This is a genomic window from Psychrobacter sp. CX5 (assembly GCF_057621535.2).
Genome location: NZ_CM177735.1, coordinates 3096907 through 3119602, shown reverse-complemented (window position 1 = coordinate 3119602; position 22696 = coordinate 3096907). Strand labels below are relative to the sequence as shown.

At 42.9% G+C, this 22696-nt stretch carries 16 protein-coding genes and 1 pseudogene; 6 read left to right on the top strand and 11 right to left on the bottom strand.

Going from position 1 to position 22696, the window contains the following annotated elements:
* Nucleotides 1–105 precede the first annotated feature (105 nt).
* The 8 genes from AC21OG_RS11955 to AC21OG_RS11920 form a co-directional block, all read right to left on the bottom strand.
* Nucleotides 106–2601, bottom strand: coding sequence for a copper-transporting P-type ATPase (locus AC21OG_RS11955; RefSeq protein ID WP_487378285.1), 2496 nt, complete (start codon nucleotides 2599–2601; stop codon nucleotides 106–108).
* Nucleotides 2602–2828: 227 nt separating this feature from the next.
* Nucleotides 2829–3317 carry a DUF305 domain-containing protein gene (locus AC21OG_RS11950; protein ID WP_487378283.1) on the bottom strand — a complete coding sequence of 163 codons (489 nt, stop codon included), beginning with the start codon at nucleotides 3315–3317 and terminating at the stop codon, nucleotides 2829–2831.
* Nucleotides 3318–3339: 22 nt separating this feature from the next.
* Entirely contained in the window at nucleotides 3340–3795 is a 456-nt protein-coding gene (locus tag AC21OG_RS11945) for a copper resistance protein B (RefSeq protein ID WP_487378282.1), read from the bottom strand.
* 36 nt (nucleotides 3796–3831) lie between these two features.
* Entirely contained in the window at nucleotides 3832–4332 is a 501-nt protein-coding gene (locus AC21OG_RS11940; protein ID WP_487378281.1) for a hypothetical protein, read from the bottom strand.
* Nucleotides 4333–4365: 33 nt separating this feature from the next.
* Nucleotides 4366–6063 carry a copper resistance system multicopper oxidase gene (locus AC21OG_RS11935; RefSeq protein ID WP_491185048.1) on the bottom strand — a complete coding sequence of 566 codons (1698 nt, stop codon included), beginning with the start codon at nucleotides 6061–6063 and terminating at the stop codon, nucleotides 4366–4368.
* Between the two features lie 138 nt (nucleotides 6064–6201).
* Entirely contained in the window at nucleotides 6202–6804 is a 603-nt protein-coding gene (locus tag AC21OG_RS11930) for a DUF411 domain-containing protein (RefSeq protein ID WP_487378279.1), read from the bottom strand.
* Nucleotides 6805–6825: 21 nt separating this feature from the next.
* Entirely contained in the window at nucleotides 6826–7452 is a 627-nt protein-coding gene (locus tag AC21OG_RS11925) for a c-type cytochrome (RefSeq protein ID WP_487378277.1), read from the bottom strand.
* 167 nt (nucleotides 7453–7619) lie between these two features.
* On the bottom strand, nucleotides 7620–7880 hold the full coding sequence (locus AC21OG_RS11920) for a hypothetical protein (protein WP_487378276.1): 261 nt from the start codon (nucleotides 7878–7880) through the stop codon (nucleotides 7620–7622).
* A gap of 336 nt (nucleotides 7881–8216) precedes the next feature.
* Between AC21OG_RS11920 and AC21OG_RS11915 the strand changes: the two genes are divergently transcribed.
* Together AC21OG_RS11915 and AC21OG_RS11910 are read left to right on the top strand one after the other, a co-directional pair.
* A complete protein-coding gene (locus AC21OG_RS11915) occupies nucleotides 8217–8891 on the top strand; it encodes a heavy metal response regulator transcription factor (protein ID WP_487378275.1) in 675 nt (224 codons plus the stop codon).
* Between the two features lie 60 nt (nucleotides 8892–8951).
* Nucleotides 8952–9812, top strand: a pseudogene (locus AC21OG_RS11910) (sensor histidine kinase); the annotation flags it as partial.
* 148 nt (nucleotides 9813–9960) lie between these two features.
* Here AC21OG_RS11910 and AC21OG_RS11905 read toward each other — a convergent pair.
* Nucleotides 9961–13179 (bottom strand): ESPR-type extended signal peptide-containing protein, encoded by a 3219-nt coding sequence (locus AC21OG_RS11905; protein ID WP_487378273.1) that lies wholly within the window; start codon nucleotides 13177–13179, stop codon nucleotides 9961–9963.
* A gap of 305 nt (nucleotides 13180–13484) precedes the next feature.
* On the opposite strand from AC21OG_RS11905, the gene AC21OG_RS11900 reads away from it, so the two are divergent.
* Nucleotides 13485–14120: a hypothetical protein gene (locus AC21OG_RS11900; protein ID WP_487378272.1), complete on the top strand. Its 636-nt coding sequence runs from the start codon at nucleotides 13485–13487 to the stop codon at nucleotides 14118–14120.
* Between the two features lie 22 nt (nucleotides 14121–14142).
* Here AC21OG_RS11900 and AC21OG_RS11895 read toward each other — a convergent pair whose 3' ends face one another.
* Together AC21OG_RS11895 and AC21OG_RS11890 are read right to left on the bottom strand one after the other, a co-directional pair.
* Nucleotides 14143–15786, bottom strand: coding sequence for a helix-turn-helix transcriptional regulator (locus AC21OG_RS11895; protein ID WP_487378270.1), 1644 nt, complete (start codon nucleotides 15784–15786; stop codon nucleotides 14143–14145).
* Nucleotides 15787–15831: 45 nt separating this feature from the next.
* Entirely contained in the window at nucleotides 15832–16434 is a 603-nt protein-coding gene (locus AC21OG_RS11890) for a hypothetical protein (protein ID WP_487378269.1), read from the bottom strand.
* Between the two features lie 867 nt (nucleotides 16435–17301).
* Between AC21OG_RS11890 and AC21OG_RS11885 the strand changes: the two genes are divergently transcribed.
* The 3 genes from AC21OG_RS11885 to AC21OG_RS11875 all read left to right on the top strand — a co-directional run bounded on the left by AC21OG_RS11885 (nucleotide 17302) and on the right by AC21OG_RS11875 (nucleotide 22506).
* Nucleotides 17302–19032, top strand: coding sequence for an FAD-binding oxidoreductase (locus tag AC21OG_RS11885; protein WP_487378268.1), 1731 nt, complete (start codon nucleotides 17302–17304; stop codon nucleotides 19030–19032).
* Complete coding sequence (locus AC21OG_RS11880; RefSeq protein WP_487378267.1) at nucleotides 19029–20834, top strand: glycerol-3-phosphate dehydrogenase/oxidase; 1806 nt, start codon at nucleotides 19029–19031, stop codon at nucleotides 20832–20834. Before AC21OG_RS11885 ends, AC21OG_RS11880 begins: the two co-directional genes overlap by 4 nt.
* A 100-nt stretch (nucleotides 20835–20934) precedes the next feature.
* Nucleotides 20935–22506: an FGGY-family carbohydrate kinase gene (locus AC21OG_RS11875; protein ID WP_487378265.1), complete on the top strand. Its 1572-nt coding sequence runs from the start codon at nucleotides 20935–20937 to the stop codon at nucleotides 22504–22506.
* Nucleotides 22507–22696 lie beyond the last annotated feature (190 nt).

Sequence of the window (22696 nt, the reverse complement as noted above, 5' to 3'; positions counted from 1 at the left end):
ACAGAGTTTCTATTAATAATGGTTTTACAAAAAAATAGTTTTGTGAATGCTTTCTATTTAATGCAGCTATTTAAAAAACCTATTTACAGTAGCTATTTAAAAAACCTATAAATCCAACCCGCGCAATCTTAAAGAGTTAAAAATCACAGACACAGAGGAGAGGCTCATAGCTGCAGCGGCCAGCATTGGGCTTAGTAGGAGTCCAAAGAAAGGATAGAGTAGGCCGGCTGCAACAGGAATACCTAAAGCGTTATAAACAAAAGCGAAAAATAAGTTTTGTCTTATGTTCTTCATGGTAGCCTGACTTAGCTTATGAGCTTTGGTTATCCCCATCAAATCCCCTTTTACCAAGGTAATACCCGCACTTTCAATGGCGACATCGGTACCAGTGCCCATGGCAATACCTACTGTGGCTTGGGCTAATGCAGGCGCATCATTGATCCCGTCGCCGGCCATGGCTACGACACGCCCTTGCTGTTGTAACTCCTTAACGATGCGGTTTTTATCTTCAGGTGAGACGTCGGCTTGTACCTCATCGATATTAAGCTGACTGGCAACTGCTTGAGCAGTTACGGCATTGTCTCCAGTGAGCATGATGACTTTGAGGTTTTCATTGTGCAGTCGATCAATGGCTTCTTTGGTACTAGCTTTAATAGGGTCAGATACTGAGATGAGACCAGCTGGCATATTATTGATGGATACAAACATTACCGTTTCGCCGTCACTGCGTCGTTTATTAGCGTGATCAGATAACTGAGTATCGTAGCTATTTAATCTTCTCATCAGTTTGTCGTTACCGATGGCAACGCGCTTATTATCTACAAGCGCTTTAACCCCTTCACCGGTGACGGATTCAAAGTTACTAACGGCAGCCAAGCTAAGATTACGCTCTTTGGCAGCTTCCACAATGGCCTCAGCAAGAGGATGCTCACTGGAGTGCTCAACGGCAGCGACTAAGGCGAGTACTTCATTTTGTTTCCAGCTTTCTGTTACCTCTAATGAGGTCAACTTAGGCTTGCCTTCGGTTAAGGTGCCTGTTTTGTCAACAACGATGGTATCTACCGTCTCCATACGCTCTAATACTTCAGCATTTTTGATCAATACTCCGTTTTGAGCACCTTTACCAGCCCCAACCATAATAGACATGGGTGTGGCCAGTCCTAAGGCGCAAGGGCAAGCAATGATCAGCACGGCTATGGCATTCACTAGAGCATGAGCAAAGACAGGATCTGGACCAAACAAAGCCCAGACAATAAAGGTAATGACTGCGCCGATAATAACCGTAGGCACAAACCAGCTAGCTACCTTGTCGACTTGTTTTTGAATAGGTGCCTGGCTACGCTGAGCCTCGCTGACCATTTTTACAATTTTGGATAAAACCGTATTTTCGCCAACATTGACCGCTTTAATTAATAACGACCCTGTCCCATTGACGGTACCGCCTGTAACAATATCTTCGCTTTTTTTAGATATCGGCATAGGCTCGCCTGTCACCATAGATTCATCGACGCGGCTTTCGCCTTCAATCACTACACCATCAACAGGTACTTTATCCCCTGGTCTGATACGTAAGATGTCTCCAGTGTGGACCTCTTCCAGTGACACTTCAACCTCTTGTCCCTGTTCATCGACACGTCTGGCCGTAGGCGGAGCAAGCTCTAGCAGTGCACGAATGGCACCTGAGGTCTGACTGCGGGCTCTTAACTCTAACACCTGTCCTAGCAATACCAAGGTGGTAATGACCGCAGCGGCTTCAAAGTAGACGCCGACTTGACCAGTGGCATCTTTAAAGCTATCTGGGAATATTTCAGGGAAGAAAATAGCCACGATACTGAACAAATAGGCAGCCCCTGTGCCCATTGCAATCAGTGTAAACATATTCAGGTTCATCGTCTTAATAGACTGCCAACCTCTAACGAAGAAAGGTTTGGCTCCCCACACCACCACGGGAGTTGCTAGCATAAGCTGGATAATACTCAGCCAATAATTGGAGATACCATAGCTGCTGAGCAGGCTATTTAGATGAATACCGACCATCTCACTCATAGCGATAAAAAACAGCGGAATGGTCAGTAAGGTACATACCCAAAAGCGGCGGGTCATATTGTCGAGTTCGGTGGTGTCTTCTTCCTTTAATGAAACAGTCTCTGGTTCCAGTGACATACCGCAGATAGGACAGCCATTATTTTTGATATCACGAACTTCAGGATGCATTGGGCAGGTATAAACAGTACCCTCATAGCCGTCAGGTACTTTGTTATAAGGGCTATTTTCAATATGCTCAGGGTTAGTAGTATTGCTGGCGTGATGGCTATGGCTTTTAGTATGCCCCTGATGATCGCCATGTTCACTGTGATTGCCATGATTGGCATGTTCATTGTGAACATGGGTATGCTCAGAACTTGCGACCTCATCTTCGGGTTTTAGAAACATATGACAGATAGGACAGCGACTCTCTGTGATGTCTTTGACGTCTGGGTGCATCGGACAGATGTAAATAATACCTTCATAGTTTTCGGGTACTAAATTGTATTTATTACTAGAAGTCGATGGGCTAGAAGTTGAACCGTTTTCCATACTCTCAGCTTTAGCCTTATTCATAGTATGATGCTTATTTGAATGGTCATGGTTCAAGAGACTACCCCTTAGTAATAGACATGGTTTTCAAAATATACTTATAAAACAGACTTTAATTACTACCAAATCTAGAAATCAACCTATCGGGGAAGGGCAAGTTCACACTCAATAAATCAGACGCGACAAATAGTCAATTTAATGAGCTTGACCGAGTTTAACAAGGATAGGTTATTTAAGAAATAAGGTATAAATTACTCTAGCTCTTCGATCAGAGCCTGCATCTCCTTAATTTCACGCTGCTGTGCCTCAATTATGTCATCTGCAAGCTTCTGAACTCTAGGGTCTTCAATGTGCGCCCGTGAACTGGTCAAAATGGCAATCGAGTGATGTGGAATCATTGCTTGCATCCAATCGACCTGATCGATCGTTTGCTGAGAGCGCACGCCCCAAAGACCAAAAGCAAATATCACCACACTAATACCATATATCAAAAGGTTAAGCGTAGTGTTCTTATACATATTACCCATAAATGCCAGCATTATTACTGCCATGCCAGCGCCCATATATAGAGCCATATAAGCCCTAGTTTCACTAAAATAAACGTGTTCCCACTTATAAGTGTTGAAGTACATCATCACGTACATTATCAAAGTTGAAGTAAGGATCATTAACGTAAATTTCAGATAAGGGTTCATACCTGACTCTGAATGATGCGCATTGTGCTCTGTTGCCTGTTGCACTGTGGTCTCCTGATAACGGATACTAGAACCAGAAACTTAGCCCAGCTATCACAATGCTTGAGTCTACTGATTCTCCATGCGCTCGGTGCTGTCCTCGATTTGCACCCAGTGCGGTTTCGTAACTGACTCCAATATAAGGGGCTACTTGACGGTTTAGGGTCTCATAGGTGAGTCTAACTTTACTCTCAAGTTCATTAAACCCTTTTCTTATATGTTGTGCCTCATCATCTTTGCTAAATGCGGTGATTTCTACTTCAGGTATAACTACCCAATGCTGATTGAGTCGCCATTCGTATTCAGCGCCAGCGTTTACTCTAAGTTGACCATTAGGATATAAATACGCATTGGCGCTGGTTTCGATAAAGTAGGGTGCCGTCCCTTCAATACCTGCCATGACAGCGGCGTCATCCAATGCCGTATCATAAGCCACGCCTAAGCGACCATTCCAAAAGATACTTAGTGGTTTCCAATAAGACAACGAGGATAAGCTATCAATTACTTTATCATCTTTCGTTTATGCACTACCTTCGCTTTCAAAAATAACACGCTTTTCATCAGTACCATACCAAGCAGTTGTCTCAAAATTAATATTGTCCTCATCAAAGTTATAGCCCAAATCAGAAACAGATACCCCCCAAGTCGGCATATCGCCCATCATCATGGGTTTGCCAAACTTGCCATAATCAATGCCGTTGGAGTAATCGGGGCTACGGGCACTTTTTGGTGGTTTACCACCTTGCATGCCTGACATATCCATCGAGCTGTGATCCATGCCCGACATATCCATTGAGCTGTGATCCATATCCGACATATCCATTGAGCTGTGATCCATATCCGACATATCCATTGAGCTATGATCCATGCCTGACATATCCATTGAGCTGTGATCCATGTCGTACATTTTAAGTGGTTGTAAGTTAGCCTCTGCAGACGACGTTGATGCCAATGCAACAGAAGGGGCTAAAACCATTGACACGATACTGAGCGTAAAATAACCTATCTTATGCGTTTTCATTTGATGGCTCTGTCAAAATATAATTTTTAGGAATTAAACAACGGCGACTTCTCGGAACATACCTGCTTCCATATGATATAAAATATGGCAATGCCAAGCCCATCTCCCTTGCTCACCAGTTACATCAAAACTCACTTTTTGGGCCGGATGAATTAACATGGTATGCTTTCTCACTTGAAACTCGCCTGATGGTGCCCTTATATCACTCCACTTGCCATGCAAATGCATTGGGTGCATCATCATAGTGTCATTAACTAAGGTAATACGAACTCGCTCACCAGGTTTAATATTGACTGGAGTCGCATCGCTAAATTTAACCCCATCAAACGCCCAAATATAGCGTTCCATATTGCCAGTGAGGTGCAACTCAAGCTCACGGGTCGGTTTTAATTGCTCAGCAAAAATGAGATCATCAACACTGCGTAACTGGTCATAAGTCAGCACGTCTCTATTAACATTTCGCAAATTAATACCCGGATCATCAAGATTCACTCTAGGCGTGTCAACACGCATGTCTGTTTTAAAGTCATATTCGGTATGGGCGTGGTTGGCTGTAAACTTACCACTCATGTCACCCATCATATCGGCCATGGTCAGCCACTCTACACCATCCATTTTAGGGATAGCTGAGGCAGCCACATATGCATTATCTTTGGTGGCAAGTGTCGCTGTCACATAACCTGTACGATCCACATTTTGCGCAAAAATAGTATGTGCATCATGAGTTGGCGTGATAATAACATCGTAAGTTTCGGCTACACCAATTCGAATATCGTCAATGCTAACAGGTTCTACATCGACGCCATCTGTTGCCACTACCTTCATTTTCAGACCCGGTATTCGTACATCAAATATCGTTTGAGCTGAGGCGTTAATGAATCGAAGCTTTACAGGTTGACCAGCTTTCACTTTTTGATACCAAGCCTCGGTTGAGGGTCTACCATTAATGAGATAGGTAAAGGTGTTTTCACCCGTTAAGTCGCTAAAATCAGTTGGCATCATTCGCATCTGATTCCACATCTTACGCTTATCCATTGCTGTTTTAATATCAGTCTGGGCAATGTCCGCCAGTAGCTTCTTAAAATCGGGAAGATGGTAGTTATCAAAATCAGCACGCTGTTTTAATAGCTTTAACAAGTTATGAGGGTCTCGAAAAGTCCAATCACTCAGTACTACCATATGATCTTCACTAATCGGATAACGCTCACGAGTTTTAGGCTCAATAACAATAGCACCCAGCATACCGGTCTGCTCTTGAAACCCAGAATGCGAGTGATACCAATACGTGCCAGATTGCTTTAGGGTAAACCGATAGGTAAAGGTGCTTTTAGGAGGAATACCTGCAAAACTAATACCGGGAACACCATCCATTTCAAAAGGTACTAATAGCCCATGCCAGTGAATGGAGGTGGTCTCATCCATCTCATTATGGACTCGAATTGTGACTGTATCGCCTTCTCTCATTTTCAGAGTCGGCGCAGGCAGGGAGTTGTTAACTAAGGTTGCTGTGGTTTTTCTACCGGCGATAGTCACAGGCACTTTGTTGATATATAAGTCAAACTCAGTACCCGTTAATACAGGAGTTTGGTCAGTAGCTGGATTGAGATGACCACTATTGATACTGCCTAAATTTGAGCTTGCCCAAGCAGGGGCAATAACCGTGCTTCCAGCCACTAATCCCACCCCAGATATAAACCTTCTACGGTTTAAGTTATGTTTGTTATTCATCATACAACCTAATAAAGATATGAATCAGAGTGATTCGAAGATATAAATCCAGCATTATGTCAACATAAAGGGATAAAATTTAATAATAATAATTTGAATAGCACACCCTTAAAAATGAACCATACCAGCTATCGTAATGCCTTAAAGCTGCTGTTCTGGGGAATCAACGGACGCAAACACCTCATAAGAACCATCTTTATGTATAACAAAAACCTGATAAGGCATAAATTTACCCTCAAATTCCATACCAGGACTACCCACTGGCATACTAGGAACTGCCAATCCGATAGCATCAGACGGTGGATTGGCTAAAAATTGAGCTATAAATGTTGCTGGGATATGACCTTCGAACACATAGCCGTCTTCGGTGACCGTCGTATGGCAAGAGCGCAATGCTTCAGGGACACCATAACGATCTTTTACCAAGTTTAATGCTTCAGGATGTTGATAGGTAGATTGTAATCCCGCTTTGTTGGCGTAGCTGATCCACTTGGTACAACAGCCACAATTCGCATCTTTATAAACGGTGGCATTAACACCTTGCAATACAGACGCGCTATTATGGTTATTATCAGCTTCGCTAAGCTTGGGTTGTGTTGTTGCTGTATTTTCAGAAATAGACTCTTTAGTTTCTACCACAGAGTCGGGGTTGTTTGGCGCACCGCAAGCCGTTAAGGATAACATCAAGCCAAATAGTATTGACCCACCTATGGATTTAACAGACCTAATATTAGAGTTTTGCATACTACTACCTCAACTGTCATTTTAATGTTGCATATCTTCCATTATGTCGTCCATAGAATCATCCATCATGCCATCCATCATGCCATCCATTGAGTCATCCATAGAATCATCCATCATTTCTGTATCGAACCTTGTCGTGAGCATGGTGTATTGATTGGCCGTTAAGTTGGGTAAGGTTTTGATAAAAGCAATCATTGCCCACATTCTATCATCATCATGCGTTGCCCCCCATGCAGGCATACCAGATGCCATAATGCCATGTTTGATCGCCCAAAATCCTTGTTTAGCGCCTTCATCGTCTGCAAAGCGACTGACGACACTAGCATCCGTAAAATTTGGAGGTTTAGGATATAAACCTAAGCTTAAATCAGTTGCGGATACGTCGGGTGATAAATGGCAACTGGCGCACATATCTTTATAATCGGCACCGCCTGCACTTATCATTGCAGGTTCATTAAGTTTCGGAACAACAATGTCTTTGCTAGCATGTTTAATTGAATTGACTCGTGCTTTTTCTATTAGGTTATAAATGATTGGGCTATGTTCATGGTCAGCACCAACATTTATTCGTCCACTTAAAAGGACTGCGTAAGCGACAATTAACATAACAACTAGGGTGGTCACACTCCCTAAAATAAACTTTATCATTTGAGTCCTACTTAAGTAATTAAAGGGGTGTTCATTAAAGAGCTATTAGTTAAAAGCTATGAGATTTTAAAAAAGGCTAAATATTACATTCCGCTTTATCCCCTGATATTCCCTTAAGCTACATCTGATTTGATAGGGAATTTTGGGGTTTGAAGCTGAAGATAAAGCTACTTGTTATCGGTTGAGCTAACACAGTGCTTGGCATACATCTGTTGCATTTTACTCATATTTGCCATCATTGATTGCATAGCAGGGTCATTCATATCCATTTTGCTATGATCCATGTTTTTCATCATTTGCATGTGTTTGCTCATTTTCTCGCAATTCATTTGGTCTTTTTGTGCATGGAGTTTAGGATCATGAGCCATGGCACTTGTGGCAATCGTTAGAGCTGCTACAGTGACTAAAATCTTGTTAAAAGCTATCATTGGTTTACCTTTTTATAGAGTATAAGAGTTGAATTAAGATTGGATTAGAATCTTTTCATGGTAATGATACGGGTTTTTGAATGACACCAACATGACGCCAACATTACAAAATTGTCATGTTGAGGGCAAGATGCTATTAAATTAGGTTCTATTGTTCTAACATGAAGACTGTTTATTAGGACTTACGCAAAATATGATTGAACGATGTTATAAAATGACTGGTAATTATTTTTGGAGCGGCTTCGCTCAATCTTTAGACGATTCAATAATAATTGCCAGTCGTCACATTTTCTTAATATGTGTAAGTCCTAGTTATATTAATTTATTGAGGCTTAAATGAAAATCTTATTAGTCGAAGATGAGGTCAAGCTGGGCGACTATATCAAAAAGGGCTTAACCGAGTCAGGCTTTCTTGTTGATCACAAGCAAAATGGCTTGGACGGCTACCATGCAATGATGTCTGAGAGCTACAATGCCATCATTATGGATGTTATGTTACCAGATATAAGCGGATTTGAGCTGGTCAAAAACTTCCGTGCAGCAGGTCATATCACTCCCGTGTTGTTTCTAACCGCCAAAGATAGTTTAGAAGACCGCATTAAAGGTATTGAAATTGGAGGAGACGATTACCTGACCAAGCCGTTTGCCTTTGCAGAATTGGTGGTACGTCTTAAAAGTTTATTGAGAAGGTCGAGTCAGTCAGAATACCTAAGTACTCAGCTTAAAATAGCCGATTTAACACTAGACCTTGCCAAACGCACTGTTTATAGAGGCAACACCTCTATTCAATTGACATCGAAAGAGTTCTTACTGTTACAGTTTATGATTGAGAGAAAAGGGGAGGTGTTACCACGTTCAATTATTGCCTCACAGGTTTGGGATATGAATTTTGACAGTGATACCAATGTCATTGATGTGGCTTTCAGACGTCTTCGAATGAAAATAGATGAAGGGTTTGAGACCAAACTAATCCATACAGTGCGTGGCATGGGTTATAAGCTTGAAGAATAATATGAACCTAAAACCATCTAATCGACAAAATTGACGTATTACTAATAAGAAATTTGCCGAATGAATATTAGAATCTCACTGCTATGGCGCACAGTCATTTTACTCACCGTATTTGTGGTTGTGTCACAAATCGTGGTTTATTTTTGGATTCAACGTTCAGTAAATAGCCATTTTGAAGTTATGGATGCAGAGATTTTAACTCATTCGGCATATAGTTTAAGACATACATTAGATAGCAATTCTTTAAACGATAGTGAAAATTTAGCTAACCCGCAAAATGTCACTAGTCATCTGCATTCTGGTGGTTTGGATTACGATATAAAGGTGTTTAAATTTGATGCTAATGGACTGTTATTAATAGACCAAACGGCAAGTGCAGAGCAGTTAGCTGTCAGGCAGCTCAATATACGTGAATTATTAAAAAAGCACGATAATAAACAATTTGAATTGACCCTAAATAATAGACCGTACCGCAGTATAATTATTGATAACACCGCTGCCATTTATTTATTAGCCTTACCCATTGACGTCCATCACTTATACCTTCATCAATTTAAATGGCAGTTAAAACTTATCCTACTTGCCATAACCCTGTTACTAATCTCAATTGCAACGCTCAGTGTCTATTGGGGTTTTTCTCCGTTGACGACCTTTGTTCAAAAAATGAAAAGCATTAGCTTTGAGCAACTCGGTGAGCGTATTACCGTGTCTGATATGCCCAGTGAGCTGCGTCCGCTTGCTGAGTCCTATAATATTATGATGAGTAAAATGGAAGATAATTTTGAATCTTTATCGCGATATTCTGACAATATTGCCCATGAACTACGCACGCCAATAGCCATACTGAGTACCCAGACACAAGTTATGCTGAGTCAATCAAGAAAGGTTGAAGAATATATAGAACTATTGCATCATAAATACATCTTAAATTCAAAAGGACTTACGCACATCGAGCTGATGAGACAACTGGCAATCATTTCTGAATCGTCTTAAGGGAGCACGAAGCCGTTCCAAAAATAATTACCAATCGTTTAAAACCATCTTAATTCATGCATTGCGTAAGTTCTATCTAATCAAAAGTAAAGCTGATTCCAAGATTACCGCCTTTTTGGTCACCACTGCCACCAAAAGCACCACTAATTGAATACTGACTATTTGGGGCGGTATAGCCAATGCCAACAGCATAACCCATTTCACCTTCCCATGAGCCTGCACCAACTCCCATACTAACTTTACCTGGTACATTGGGCGTATTGATAGCGCCAAAGGCGAGCGAGCCTGCTATTGCAGAATTGGTACGCTCATCGAGTTTATCAATGCGTCTGTCTGTATAATTAAAGGCTTCTGCACGTGCTTTATCAAGCTGTGACTTATTCACGGCATCATTTGCTTCAATACCTGCGGCAAGGTTTGTCACACGGCGTTGGTTATTAGCGTTACCTACCGATACGGTATTTGACGCACTGGTTTTAGAACCTGTGCCTATTGCTACAGCGTTGTCATGATCTGCCGAAGCATCGTTACCAAACGCCATACTATTTTCAGCACTACTCGTAGCCCCTTTACCAATTGCGACCGACTGTTTGCCAGTGGCGCCTGCGTTATTATAGTTTGCACTGGTTGACGCGTCTTCTATGTTAAAGCTAACAAAGTGCGGGCTATTTTTTCTGTTTGCGTCAATTTGGTCAATTATTTGTGTTTTTTCTGCATCAGTTATACCAACATCGCCCTTGTCACCTTTAGGACCTTGAGCGCCCACGTCACCTTTGTCGCCTTTAGGACCTTGAGCACCATCTACACCATCTTGTCCGGCTGGCCCCTGATCGCCTTGGTCTCCCTTGTCACCTTTAGGACCTTGAGCGCCCATATCCCCTTTGTCACCTTTAGGGCCTTGTGGACCAACAGGACCTTGAGCACCGCCACCTGCGCCACCCGCACCAGCAGGGCCTTGTGGACCAGCAGGACCTTGAGCGCCCATGTCACCTTTGTCACCTTTGTCGCCCTTAGGGCCTTGTGGACCAGCAGGACCTTGAGCGCCCATGTCACCTTTGTCGCCTTTGTCACCCTTAGGACCTTGTGGACCATCAGGACCTTGAGCACCCATGTCGCCTTTGTCACCTTTGTCGCCTTTATCCCCTTTTAAACTGTCCAACCATTGTTGTTCAGTACCTGCAAAACCATTTGTTACAGCAACTTGATAGGCACTATCTCCTTTAGCACCAACCCCGCCACCTATTTGACCCTCAAGGCTAGTGAGTCGCCCATCTACTGCGGTAAAGGCACTGCCCACATCATTAAAGTTTTGGTTGTTTATGGTATAAGTTGGGGCTTGAAAAGCCCCAGCGTTATTAAAGCTTGCACCACCACCCAATACAGTCGCAACACCTTCAAGTTGCCCAAAGTTAACGGCGTCAAAAGTGCTGGTAGCATTGGCGACATTAGCAATATTAACTGGCGTACCTACATTACCCAAAGTCACGCTATCTTTTAGGACAATATCGTCGTACATAACAGCGGTATTGCTTATAGCAGCAACAGAGTTAAGCTGCTGCATATTAACGGCATCAGTATTATTGACTCCATCTGACACATTAGTTATCTTGTTACCACCGTTATCTAACCCTATAGCATTCAGTACCACAGGTGTACTACCCATACCATCAGTTATATTGATACCATTAGAATTTACTAGCGTGTTCCCTGTTGTTACTGTAGTAAAGACAACGTTGTCTTTGCTAGAAACGTTGTATATGGTCTGACCATCTGCTCCTTGCGTTGTACTGACGTTAGTATTTTGTCCAACCACCACTTCACTACGGGCAGCCTTGATAGCATTATCTTGTGCCTGCTGACTGCTATCAAAGTCGGTTTGTGCCACTTTTGTTGTAATAGCAGTCGTGTTTGCAGATATGTTTTCGTTGGCGTTAAATAGCTGACTACCGTTGACAGCGTCAGTACTGTTGACGCTGAGTACCCCTGCTTTAAGGTTAGAGACAGTTACTGGCACAGCAGCACCAACTCCCCCCAAAGTCACGCTATCTTTTAGGGCAATATCGTCGTACATCACCGCCCCTGCCACAGCATTGGCAGTGGTTTGTACCTTTTTTAGCTGTGCCACGTTCACCGCATCGGTATCGGCTGCACCAGCTGCCACACCAGTGATTTGGCGGGTAGTCCACTTAGTAGGGTCGGCATCTAAAGCATTACCCACACTCACAGCCGCGTGCGTTGCCTGCCATGTGGCATCAGTATTGGTACTGGCAGCTTTAGTGGCTGGGTCATAGCCTGCCACCCCTGCATCTACATTGGCTACGCTGTTGCTGCCCAACGCCACACTGTCTCTGATATTAGCGACGCTTTCATTACCAAGTGCGACGGCATACACGCCATCAGCTCTAGCTGCACGTCCCATCTCTTCATAATCGGTATCGGCATACTGATAAACCTTAATAGGGTTGCCATTGATGTCAAAGCCATCTTTGTAAACTCGACCATCATCATTAACTTTTTCGGCAGTATTGATAGCGGTAAAGTCCGCTTGCTCTATAGCACCTTGTTTTGGCATATACAGCTCAAAAAAACCAGTACCACCCCCGATGGCAACTGCACCATGACCATTAATAATACTGCCAGCCCCTACGGCTGTACCTGCAACAGATTTATATACGCCACTTTTGTGACCGACTGCTACGCCTGCGACACTTTCTTCGCCAATAAAGCTTTCAGATCCATAAGCAGAGCTCTTATGAGAGTATGCTAGGCTGCTAACTCCATAAGCAGAGCTATTATTACCTGTTGCATAGCTGCCAGCTCCATAAACAGAGCTATTAAGGCCTGTTGCTTGGCTGCTAGCTCCATAAGCGGAGCTAAATTCACCTGTTGCTTGGCTGGCAGATCCATAAGCCGAGCTTTGCTCAGCTGTTGCATTGCTGAGAACTCCATAAGCAGAGCTATAATTACCTGTTGCCGCACTATTTCTACCGCATTCAAGTTCAGTTGAATTAATGGTTGCATCCGTACAATCTGCTGCATTGGCAGGGGTGATTAACACACTACTGGCGATGACCGAGCTGATCACTGATAATAGTAGCTTGAGCTTAAAGGGGGCAGCGGCAGATACCCTAGCGTTATTAACATTCGTGGCTGATTTATCTTTAATGCTAAGTGTTGCACGGGCACAAGTTTGCACCACGCTTTTGGTTTTTCCTTTAGATTTACACAGCTCACTTACTGCCACGTAGCACTGGGTTGAGGTGTTAAATATGACTCGATAAGTATGGTTTAACATAAGAGTTATCCTTTTGATTATATGGCTTTGTAATTAATTGAGTAACACAGGGTCTAAAAGCATGTTTAAATCAGGTACTGATCTGTTGATAGCGAAATCAAAGCCATATTGCCTAATAACGCCTTTAAATCAGCTGGTAGATTTATTATCAAACAAAAGTCTTAATGAAACTTCCCCCATATGGGGGAGGAATGATATTAATTGGTTGGTTAAAATGGATTTATGATATGTATAAAAATATGTCAGTTAATCCATGTTGATAAAAAAGGTTTGTATTTATAAAAGCTAACTCATAGGAGAGTGTTATGAAATCTATAGGAATGAATAAAACAGTGTTGCGGACGGTTTTTAAGACGATATTAAGCTTAAGCTTGGGCACATCTATGATAGCGACTGCCCAAATAGACGACACCATTTATAGGGCGGCTAATGGCGATTATGCGGCGGTCAATGGCTATACCAATGACTATAACAACAGGTCAAGTTCAGCCAATCGGTCTAATCATGGCTACCACGCGGGCACCGATAAAGGGCTATATATTAGTAAACAAAAGGCTGCAAACCCTAATCACTTTAAGCGTTTGAGTGTTAATGGCCGTGCGGTTGCGTATGCCATAGCACCATGCAATAGTCAGCAGTCGCTGATTGCGTGCACTATGGATAAATTAAAGGTACACGACGTGCCTTTAGTAGACACATATAACGTTCAGGATTTTTATTATCCCGATGACAATAATGCCAAAGTAGGTGTGGTGGTGGTGACGTACTACGGATTAAAAGATGATGCGGTGAGTGCCGAGCGCTATCGAGTCAGCTTTATAAAACAGCCATCCAAAACCTCTCCATCGCAGCAAGAATGGCATCTCGTGCAGTACGGTTATCAACAAAGATGCGACCGTAGTGTAGAGGCTCGGTACTGGACTACGTCGAGTTGCCCTTAAAAGCTGTATGCACAAGATAGAGTTAGGATGTTTGTTCAACAAAGCGCCAATCCGAAAATACCTTTTGTAACTGCTGACGGGGGAGTGCTGTGCCCAATGAGTCATAGACCAATACTGAACTATTTGGGTGTTGGGCGACAAAGCTATTTATGCCAGATAAGTTGGTATAAATATCAAACTTGCCAGCAATAAATTGTATAGGACAACTGGGGAGGTTCACTGACCAAGCTCGGTTAATAAGACGTAAATCAAATGCAATTTTGTATTTTGCGCGGCTCACATATGCTTGAAACAAGACCACTAATAATGGGTTTTCATGCCAGCGTACCACCCGTTGGATATCGCTAGCACAACTTTGATTGGCGATAGTGCGTTTAAAGTAAACATCTGGGGTAGTTGATATTTGATTGATTAGATAAGGGGCAATGTTAAACCATAAGTTTTCGGGCATCCGATTACCTAATGCTATTTTATGGAAGTCTTTATGCTTATAATCTTTAGCAACCAAATAAGGTGCCGGCAGTATCGGCGACATCATTTTAATCGCTTGTATCGGTAACGAGTCTTCAAAATTGAGCACGATGGCACAGCCACTACCACTGGCCACCAGTTGTATTGGTTGATTCTTTTTATGGTTATCTTTTAACCATTGTTTGGTTTCTTTCACAACGTGTTTGCTAACTTCTTGTAACGTAGCATGACGCCAAAAGTGATCTGGCATCATACAATGCGTGTTTAAAATAACCAGACATAGACCAGACTCTTCAAAAAAACTTTGCCATCCAAATAAGTCGTTTTCTAAAAAATCCCAAGCAAAACTAAATAAACTGGGCACATATAGTATAAGCTTGCCTTCCGTATCGCCAATCTCAATAATGGGCTCACTAATTAACCGCTCTTTTAATAGCTCAATATGGTCACTCACTGTAGAGATGTGCGATAGCCACTGCGGGCCTGATAGTAATTTGATGATTAGCTCTGGTTGACTATGCGTTTCGGTACGGCTCATTAGGGATTTTATATGCGAGCGCATGGTCTCTACAGTAATGCCTTGTATTTCGGCAGCTTTTTTTGTGTTGGGGTATTTAATAAGCATATTTACGGCGCGGGCTTCACTACGGGTGATACCATACAGCGTATTTAAAACATCAAAACTTAAGGTAATGGTGTCATCATAAATATAAAGCACATATTGACACCCTGACGCATTTTTGTGAGGTTTTAACGACGTGTGTATGGAACGATCGTTTATTATGCAATGATTGTGCAAGGTGTTTGTATTGGCTTTGCGCAGTTGTTCTAATATAGGGTTTAATATCTGCTGCGGTAAGCTATCTGAACATTGCCACTGTGCCATGAGTTGATAGGCTATCTGGTTTTTATGAATAATATTTAGTGCTTCATCCAAAAATATAATGCCAAACGGTAGACTATCAAACGTTTGTTTAATCAATGACTCTACGTGGCTGTGGTCATTTTTAAGCCCCTGTAAGTTTTTGATGTGACTTAACAGCATTGCAACGGTCTGATCTTGATGACCTATTTGGTCTGCATATTTTGTAAAGCCTTCGTAAATTTCAAGCCATTTATCATCATCTTTCAGCGAGCTGTATAAAGAGTTAATCAGTTCGTGTTCAATGTGTCTGACATTATGATTATCGGTCATGGTCTTATTACCTGTTGATAAAAGGTGGACAAACGTTAAAACACATTATTTTTGAGCTACTATCGAAACAGATGACACATAGCCTGGAAGGTTTTTTAGATCTTTTTGAGCAACTTTAGCGATAATATAGCCAGTAACCCGTTCTCCCTTTTGGTAATAGAACACGCTGCCTTCAGGGCTATTTGTGTTAAAACTCGATTTCCAGCCCATATCCCTTAACTCTTTCTCAGTTTGCTCGATCAATGTTGTTGCATTTTGCTTCGATGCTCCCGAAATCATAATTTTACCATCGACATTCATTACGGATAATATCTTTAAATCGTCTGGCAGAGGTGTATCTGCAGGAAAGTCATCAGGTATTGACATGCTTGATCCTGCTTGAATTGAGGCCATCTCTTGGTTCTTGGCATTACTGACGGTAATCTCTTGACCGTTGCTTTCAATATTAATGTGGTCGCTCTCATCTTCTATGTCGGCATTGATGGCCTTAGTGGCTACCTTGGTAATCGCATTTACTGCCATATCAACTGATGCGTTATCATTCTCTTGCTCGGCCGCCGATGCAGGGTCGTCTGTTGTCGAACCACAGCCCGTTAAACCCACACTCAATGCCAAAGTTAGTGCTATTGTCTCAGTTAACTGTTTCATTACGTTGATATCCCTTTATTTAAGCTATTGATAATTATCTATACACCGCAATGACAAACACTAAAAATTATGCGAGGTACTCCTTATGCTAAACGGGCTAGTCCTTGACAATGTCTTAGCTGTGCCTTGACTTTGTATGTTAGTAGCCTGCGTCACATAATTAATTATAATCAATACTCAAATAAACGCTTCCCCCATATGGGGGGTAATTATGTGCCTATAGAATCTTAAAACCTGTTCATAAGTTAACTGGGCGTGTGAAACTTAATCAAAATAGCGGTGCAGATAGCTGATAGTTAATAAAAGCACGTTCTAAACTCGGTTTAAATGCCGATTTTATAAAGGTATGAGCTAAGCTTGCAACACTGTCTGGGAAATTTAGCACCAGCACTGTAGATGGGTTAAGTAACTCACTGATTTACCAGTCTACTAGTCGAGCACATCTGGCGTGGGCGGGACTATTTATACCAATATTTACAAGATTGCCATTGTTTAGATTGAAGCATCGTATGCATATATCGCAGTAGGGACAGTATGAAACATTTAGATATTAACTGACGGTGTCGTGACTGTTGTCGTATTTTAGAGAAGCTAAGAATAGAGTAGCATGAGGCGCACTATAGTCAACGAACTTATAAAGAGTCAATGTGTTAACCGCGTTAAGCCTACTATAGTAGTACTTGCACTCGGTTGCCTTGTACCTCTTTTAGCTGGCTTCGACTATATTTAAAGAATGTATAACTTATGCGTCTGCGGTTTTATCTAGTATACTCTTAAATATATGAGTAGCATGGTTAACAACTTTAAAACACCATATCTAACTCATAAATTTAGCACCCAAAATAAACCATGGACAGGTCAAATCGCATGAGTACACTTAATACGTCCAACAATACGTTTAAAAATACGCTTAAAAATACGTCCGACAATATGTCCAATACTACGCCTAATAGTATGTCCCGTAATACCCCAATCGAACAAACGCGTTGGAATGGCTGGGGTAACGTAAGTTTTAATAAAAAAGTCTCGCCGCATGGGGCTAAATTAATCAAGTCCCATATCGGTAAGACAACTAAATTACCTTCTGTTAGCTTACAACAGGTCCTACAAACCGTTCCTGAGTCGCGTCTACCTGACGCTATTACGAGCTTATCGATAGTCTCAACGGATAAAGAAGTCAGACTCAGACACGCCCGTGGTCAAAGCTTTCCAGATTGGATAGCCATGCACAGTGGCGAGTTTGAGGTATTCCCAGATGGCGTTGCGATGCCGCAAAATACTGCAGACGTTGAGATGCTGTTGAAGCTAGCCTGTGAACACGATTTGATTGTGATACCGTTTGGCGGTGGTACCTCAGTGGCTGGACACATTAACCCTATTAAAGAATCACGTCCGGTTTTGACCATAGCCATGAGTCAAATGGATCAGCTGCTTGATTTGGATATAGAGAGTCAGATCGCAACTTTTGGTGCCGGCGCGCAAGGGCCAGCGGTAGAGTCACAGTTGGGCGAGCAGGGTTACCGCTTAGGCCACTATCCTCAGTCTTGGGAGTTGTCTACTTTAGGTGGCTGGATAGCCACTCGATCTAGTGGTCAGCAGTCTTTAGGCTACGGCCGTATTGAGCAAATGTTTGCAGGCGGCACATTAGTCACACCCCAAGGTATTTTAAACATTCCAGATATTCCAGCCTCATCTGCCGGCCCAGATTTGCGCGAGATGATGATGGGCACCGAAGGTCGGGCTGGTATCTTTACCGAAGTCAAAATGCGCGTTCAACCATTGCCTGAAGAGGAGCTGTTTAAAGTCGCTTTTCTACCTAATTGGGAATCGGGCAAAACCTTACTTAGACAAGCAGTTCAACAAGACGTTCGTCTCTCTATGTTACGACTGAGCAATGCGGTCGAGACCGATGCTCATTTGCACCTGGGCACCACACCTAGTCAATTTGTTGCCATCAGTGCTTACCTAAAGGCCCGTAGACTGACATCCGATAAAGTGATGTTGACGTATGGTGTCTCAGGCAATAAGGCGCAGAATAAGCTTGCCCTTGCTCAAATGAAACAACTCTTAAAACAGCATGGCGGAGTGACCGGTAAGCTGACCGATATCATGGGTAATATCTGGGCGCATGGTCGTTTTAAGTTTCCCTATTTACGAGGTACGTTATGGGAGAGGGGTATCATGGTAGATACCTTTGAGACGGCAACCAACTGGAGTAACATTGACGAGCAGATGGCTCAGATGCAACAGGCGGTAAAAACCTCTCTAGTAGATGAGGGCGAGGAGGTCATGGCCTTCACTCATATCTCTCATGTTTATAAACAGGGCGCCAGCTTGTATACCACTTACTTCTTTAGAACGGCTAAGGATTACGCTAGTACCTTACGACGCTGGCAAAAAATTAAACAGGCGACAAGCTTGAGTGTCGCAAATGGAAAGGCGACCATCTCGCATCAGCATGGTGTGGGTCGTGATCATGCACCGTACCTTAAAGCTGAAAAGGGAGAGCTGGGGCTTAAAGTCACATCCAATATGTTAAAAAGTTTAGATCCCGAACAACGTATGAATCCCGGTGTGTTATTACAGGACGATTTATGAACCCCTCTATACAACGAGAGCAGGCGCTAAATAGGGTTCATACACGTTCTGAGCCTTGGGATATACTCATTATTGGTGGCGGTATTACAGGTGCAGGGATTGCACGAGAGGCAGCAAGGCGTGGCTTAGCAGTATTGTTGGTTGATCAAAAAGACTTTGCATGGGGCACATCGAGTCGCTCAAGCAAAATGGTGCACGGTGGGCTACGCTATATTGCATCGGGTGATTATAAAACGACGGTTCAAAGCGTACGTGAACGAGAACGCTTTCTTACAGAAGCCAGCGGTTTGGTCAATGAGATGCACTACGTTATGCCGCACTATAAGGGCAAGTTTCCGCCACCTTGGATATTTAATATGTTACTCAAGGTATACGACAAAATAGCTGGCAAACGCTATTCTAAATATTTTAAAAGGGATGCGTTTTTAAAACGTAATCCAGGAATTAAAAAAGAAAGGCTATTAGGCGCCAGTCAATTTAGTGATGCGTCCACCGATGATTCGCGTCTTGTTATGCGTGTGTTAGATGAAGCGATGAATGACGGTGCGCACGCAATTAATTATCTTAAAGCGGATGGCTTAATTTACAATGAGCAAGGCCTAGTGATAGGTGCAAAGCTGAGAGATACGGCAAATCAGATAGGGAGTAATACGGCTACTCATACAGATTCTGATAATAGTTCACATACTAATATTGACGAAAATACGACTAGCTATGAGGTATATGCCAACGTTGTGGTTAGCGCGACGGGGGCTTGGGCGGATACGTTACGCAGGCAGGCTGTCAGTCAAACCTATAATACAACCCTCAATTCAACCTTAAGCCAAACTCAGAGCCAAACTTCCCTGGCGACATTAAGTCAAACAAACAAACCCTTGCACAAACAAATTCGCCCATCGCGCGGTAGTCATATAGTTATCAGTCCAGAGCAGCTACCCCTTACTCAAGCTTTTACATTCTTACACCCTGTCGATAAAAGGGCGGTCTTTGTTTTTCCATGGGAGAATCGCACGGTGATTGGTACCACTGATTTAGATCATCCTTCATTAGATGATAACGAGGTGGGTATTACTTGCGAAGAGGTCGATTATTTATTAATAGCGACCAATGAGCTATTTGATGATGTCAAATTAAGTCGTGATGACATTATCAGTACTTGGGCAGGTGTGCGTCCGCTTATTTCCGCAGCGGGTAATGGCAAGCGGGTTAGCCCGAGTAAAGAGAAACGCGACCACAGTGTGTGGGTAGATAATAATTTAGTGACGGTGAGTGGTGGCAAATTAACCACCTTTCGCTTGATTGCTCTTGATGTCATTAATGCCTGTTTACCCATTTTGGCGCACAATGCTGACCTTGAGAACAACATCGCACATAACAGCCGTCAACTAAATGTTAGCAGTGACGATAGCGTCTTTACTAACCCTGTGCCAACCCATCCCAATTTTGACACTTTACCGGAATCCCTGCAACACCGTTTGCAAGGCTACTATGGTAGACAAATAGACACCTTACTTGAGCTTGCGAATGACGAAGACTTGGTGAAAATCGACGATAGTAATACCTTGTGGGCAGAGATTCGTTTTGCGTTACGCTATGAGCAAGTCATTCACTTAGACGACTTATTGTTGCGGCGAACCAGAATAGGGTTAATACTACCAAACGGCGCTATGACCCCACCGATAAGCGACCGATTAAAGCAGCTCTGTCAGCAGGAGCTGGGCTGGGACGATACCAAGTGGCAACAAGAAGCTAAGCGCTATGATAAGCTTTGGCATCGTTACTATCATTTGCCAGCTGCGTAGCATAGTTCTTTAATGATAATACGCTCAAGTTGTCAACGAGCTTGTAAATGAGCATTACTCCATATTAATGGACACACTAGCACTTTGGTAAAGGAATACCATGACTAATCACAATAATGACGAGTCAATCTATTTTCTCAGTATTGACAACGGTACTCAAAGCGTCAGAGCGATTATTTTCGATCAATTTGGTCAAGAAGTTGGCAAAGCTCGCGTAGCGATTGAGCCTTATTTTTCTAGTCAACCTAATTTTGCTGAGCAACATGCCGACTACTATTGGCAAAAGTTATCTGAGGTTTGCCAACAGCTATGGAAAACGTGCACGGTCACGCCTGACCAAATTGCAGGCGTCAGCCTTGCCACCCAGCGCTACACCATGATTTGTTTAGATAAAGACAAAAAGCCGTTACGCCCCGCCATTGTGTGGATGGATTTGCGCCGGGGTAAAACCAATGACATTGGGTTTTTAGGTCCAATTACCAAACTGGCTGGCATAGGTGATTTGGTCAAAGATGCGCAACAAAAAGCGCGGGGTAATTGGATTGCCCACCATGAACCTGAAATCTGGGCTAAAACAGCACATTACGTCAACCTTTCAACCTATCTTACCTATCAGCTCACCGGAGAGCTTATTGACTCTAATGCTCAGTCGGTGGGCTATCTGCCGTATGATTACAAAGCCCAAAAGTGGCTAAAGCCTAAAGACTTTAAATGGCGTTTGTTTAGTTGTCGTCCGGAGCAAATGCCAAAAATTGTTGAACCGAGCCAGCCTTTAGGTAAAATCAGCGCCAAAGCTTCTGAGGCAACTGGCATCCCTCAAGGCACGCCCATGATTGCCGCTGCCAGTGACAAAGCCTGTGAGACCTTGGGAGCGGTTGGCTTAGCAACTGATACCGCCTGTTTAAGCTTTGGTACTACCGCTACTATTAGCACCTTTACGCCCGACTATGTAAAAGTCATCAAACACATACCGCCTTATACGGCGGCCGTACCTCATTACTATAATCCAGAATATATGATATATCGCGGCTTTTGGATGGTCAGCTGGTTTAAAGAGCAGTTCGCTCATTACGAGCAAGAGCTTGCCAAACATCAAGGTATCGATACCGAGAAGCTACTCGACCAGGCTATCAAAGATATCCCTGCAGGCTCAATGGGTCTTATAATGCAACCGTATTGGTCCCCTGGCGTGAGGCATCCGGGACTTGAGGGCAAGGGTGCGCTTATTGGTTTTGGTGATGTGCACACGCGCGTGCATGTTTACCGCGCCATCTTAGAGGGGCTTGCCTATGAGCTTAAGTTGGGCTTTGATACTATCGTAAAACGTACTGGCAAACCTATCAAACACCTACGCGTTTCTGGCGGTGGCTCACAAAGCGACTCTGCCATGCAGCTGACTGCTGATATCTTCGGTATGCCTGCTTATCGTCCGCATACCTATGAGGCAACAGGGTTAGGCGCAGCCATTAATTGTGCGGTTGGTCTTGGTGTCTATCCTGATCACCAAACCGCTTGTGATGCTATGACGCATTTAGGCCAGAAGTTTGAGCCTATTGAGGCCAATGTGCAGCTTTATAAGCGGTTATACAATGAGGTGTATCTCAAGATGTACGATCGCTTAAAGCCTTTATACGAATCCATTCAAGATATTACCGGTTATCCAGCGATTTGAGTTTGCTAGGAAATGAAAGTTTTTAACTTAATTAATGGATAACATATTATTTAATCTACATAGGGCTATTTTCTTAAGTAGAAAACGGCTGTAAATATCTCATTCTTAAAACAACATTACCATAGAGTAATTATGTCACCTGTCTATACGTCAGCAGACGTCATATGATTAAGTGAATCATGTGGTCTCT

Coding starts and splice junctions, on each gene's coding strand:
- AC21OG_RS11900 (WP_487378272.1), top strand. CDS start 13,485: ATGAAATCTATAGGAATGAATAAAACAGTGTTGCGGACGGTTTTTAAG.
- AC21OG_RS11955 (WP_487378285.1), bottom strand. CDS start 2,601: ATGAATAAGGCTAAAGCTGAGAGTATGGAAAACGGTTCAACTTCTAGC.
- AC21OG_RS11935 (WP_491185048.1), bottom strand. CDS start 6,063: ATGATGAATAACAAACATAACTTAAACCGTAGAAGGTTTATATCTGGG.
- AC21OG_RS11925 (WP_487378277.1), bottom strand. CDS start 7,452: ATGATAAAGTTTATTTTAGGGAGTGTGACCACCCTAGTTGTTATGTTA.
- AC21OG_RS11920 (WP_487378276.1), bottom strand. CDS start 7,880: ATGATAGCTTTTAACAAGATTTTAGTCACTGTAGCAGCTCTAACGATT.
- AC21OG_RS11875 (WP_487378265.1), top strand. CDS start 20,935: ATGACTAATCACAATAATGACGAGTCAATCTATTTTCTCAGTATTGAC.
- AC21OG_RS11895 (WP_487378270.1), bottom strand. CDS start 15,786: ATGACCGATAATCATAATGTCAGACACATTGAACACGAACTGATTAAC.
- AC21OG_RS11890 (WP_487378269.1), bottom strand. CDS start 16,434: ATGAAACAGTTAACTGAGACAATAGCACTAACTTTGGCATTGAGTGTG.
- AC21OG_RS11905 (WP_487378273.1), bottom strand. CDS start 13,179: ATGTTAAACCATACTTATCGAGTCATATTTAACACCTCAACCCAGTGC.
- AC21OG_RS11880 (WP_487378267.1), top strand. CDS start 19,029: ATGAACCCCTCTATACAACGAGAGCAGGCGCTAAATAGGGTTCATACA.
- AC21OG_RS11940 (WP_487378281.1), bottom strand. CDS start 4,332: ATGAAAACGCATAAGATAGGTTATTTTACGCTCAGTATCGTGTCAATG.
- AC21OG_RS11885 (WP_487378268.1), top strand. CDS start 17,302: ATGAGTACACTTAATACGTCCAACAATACGTTTAAAAATACGCTTAAA.
- AC21OG_RS11930 (WP_487378279.1), bottom strand. CDS start 6,804: ATGCAAAACTCTAATATTAGGTCTGTTAAATCCATAGGTGGGTCAATA.
- AC21OG_RS11915 (WP_487378275.1), top strand. CDS start 8,217: ATGAAAATCTTATTAGTCGAAGATGAGGTCAAGCTGGGCGACTATATC.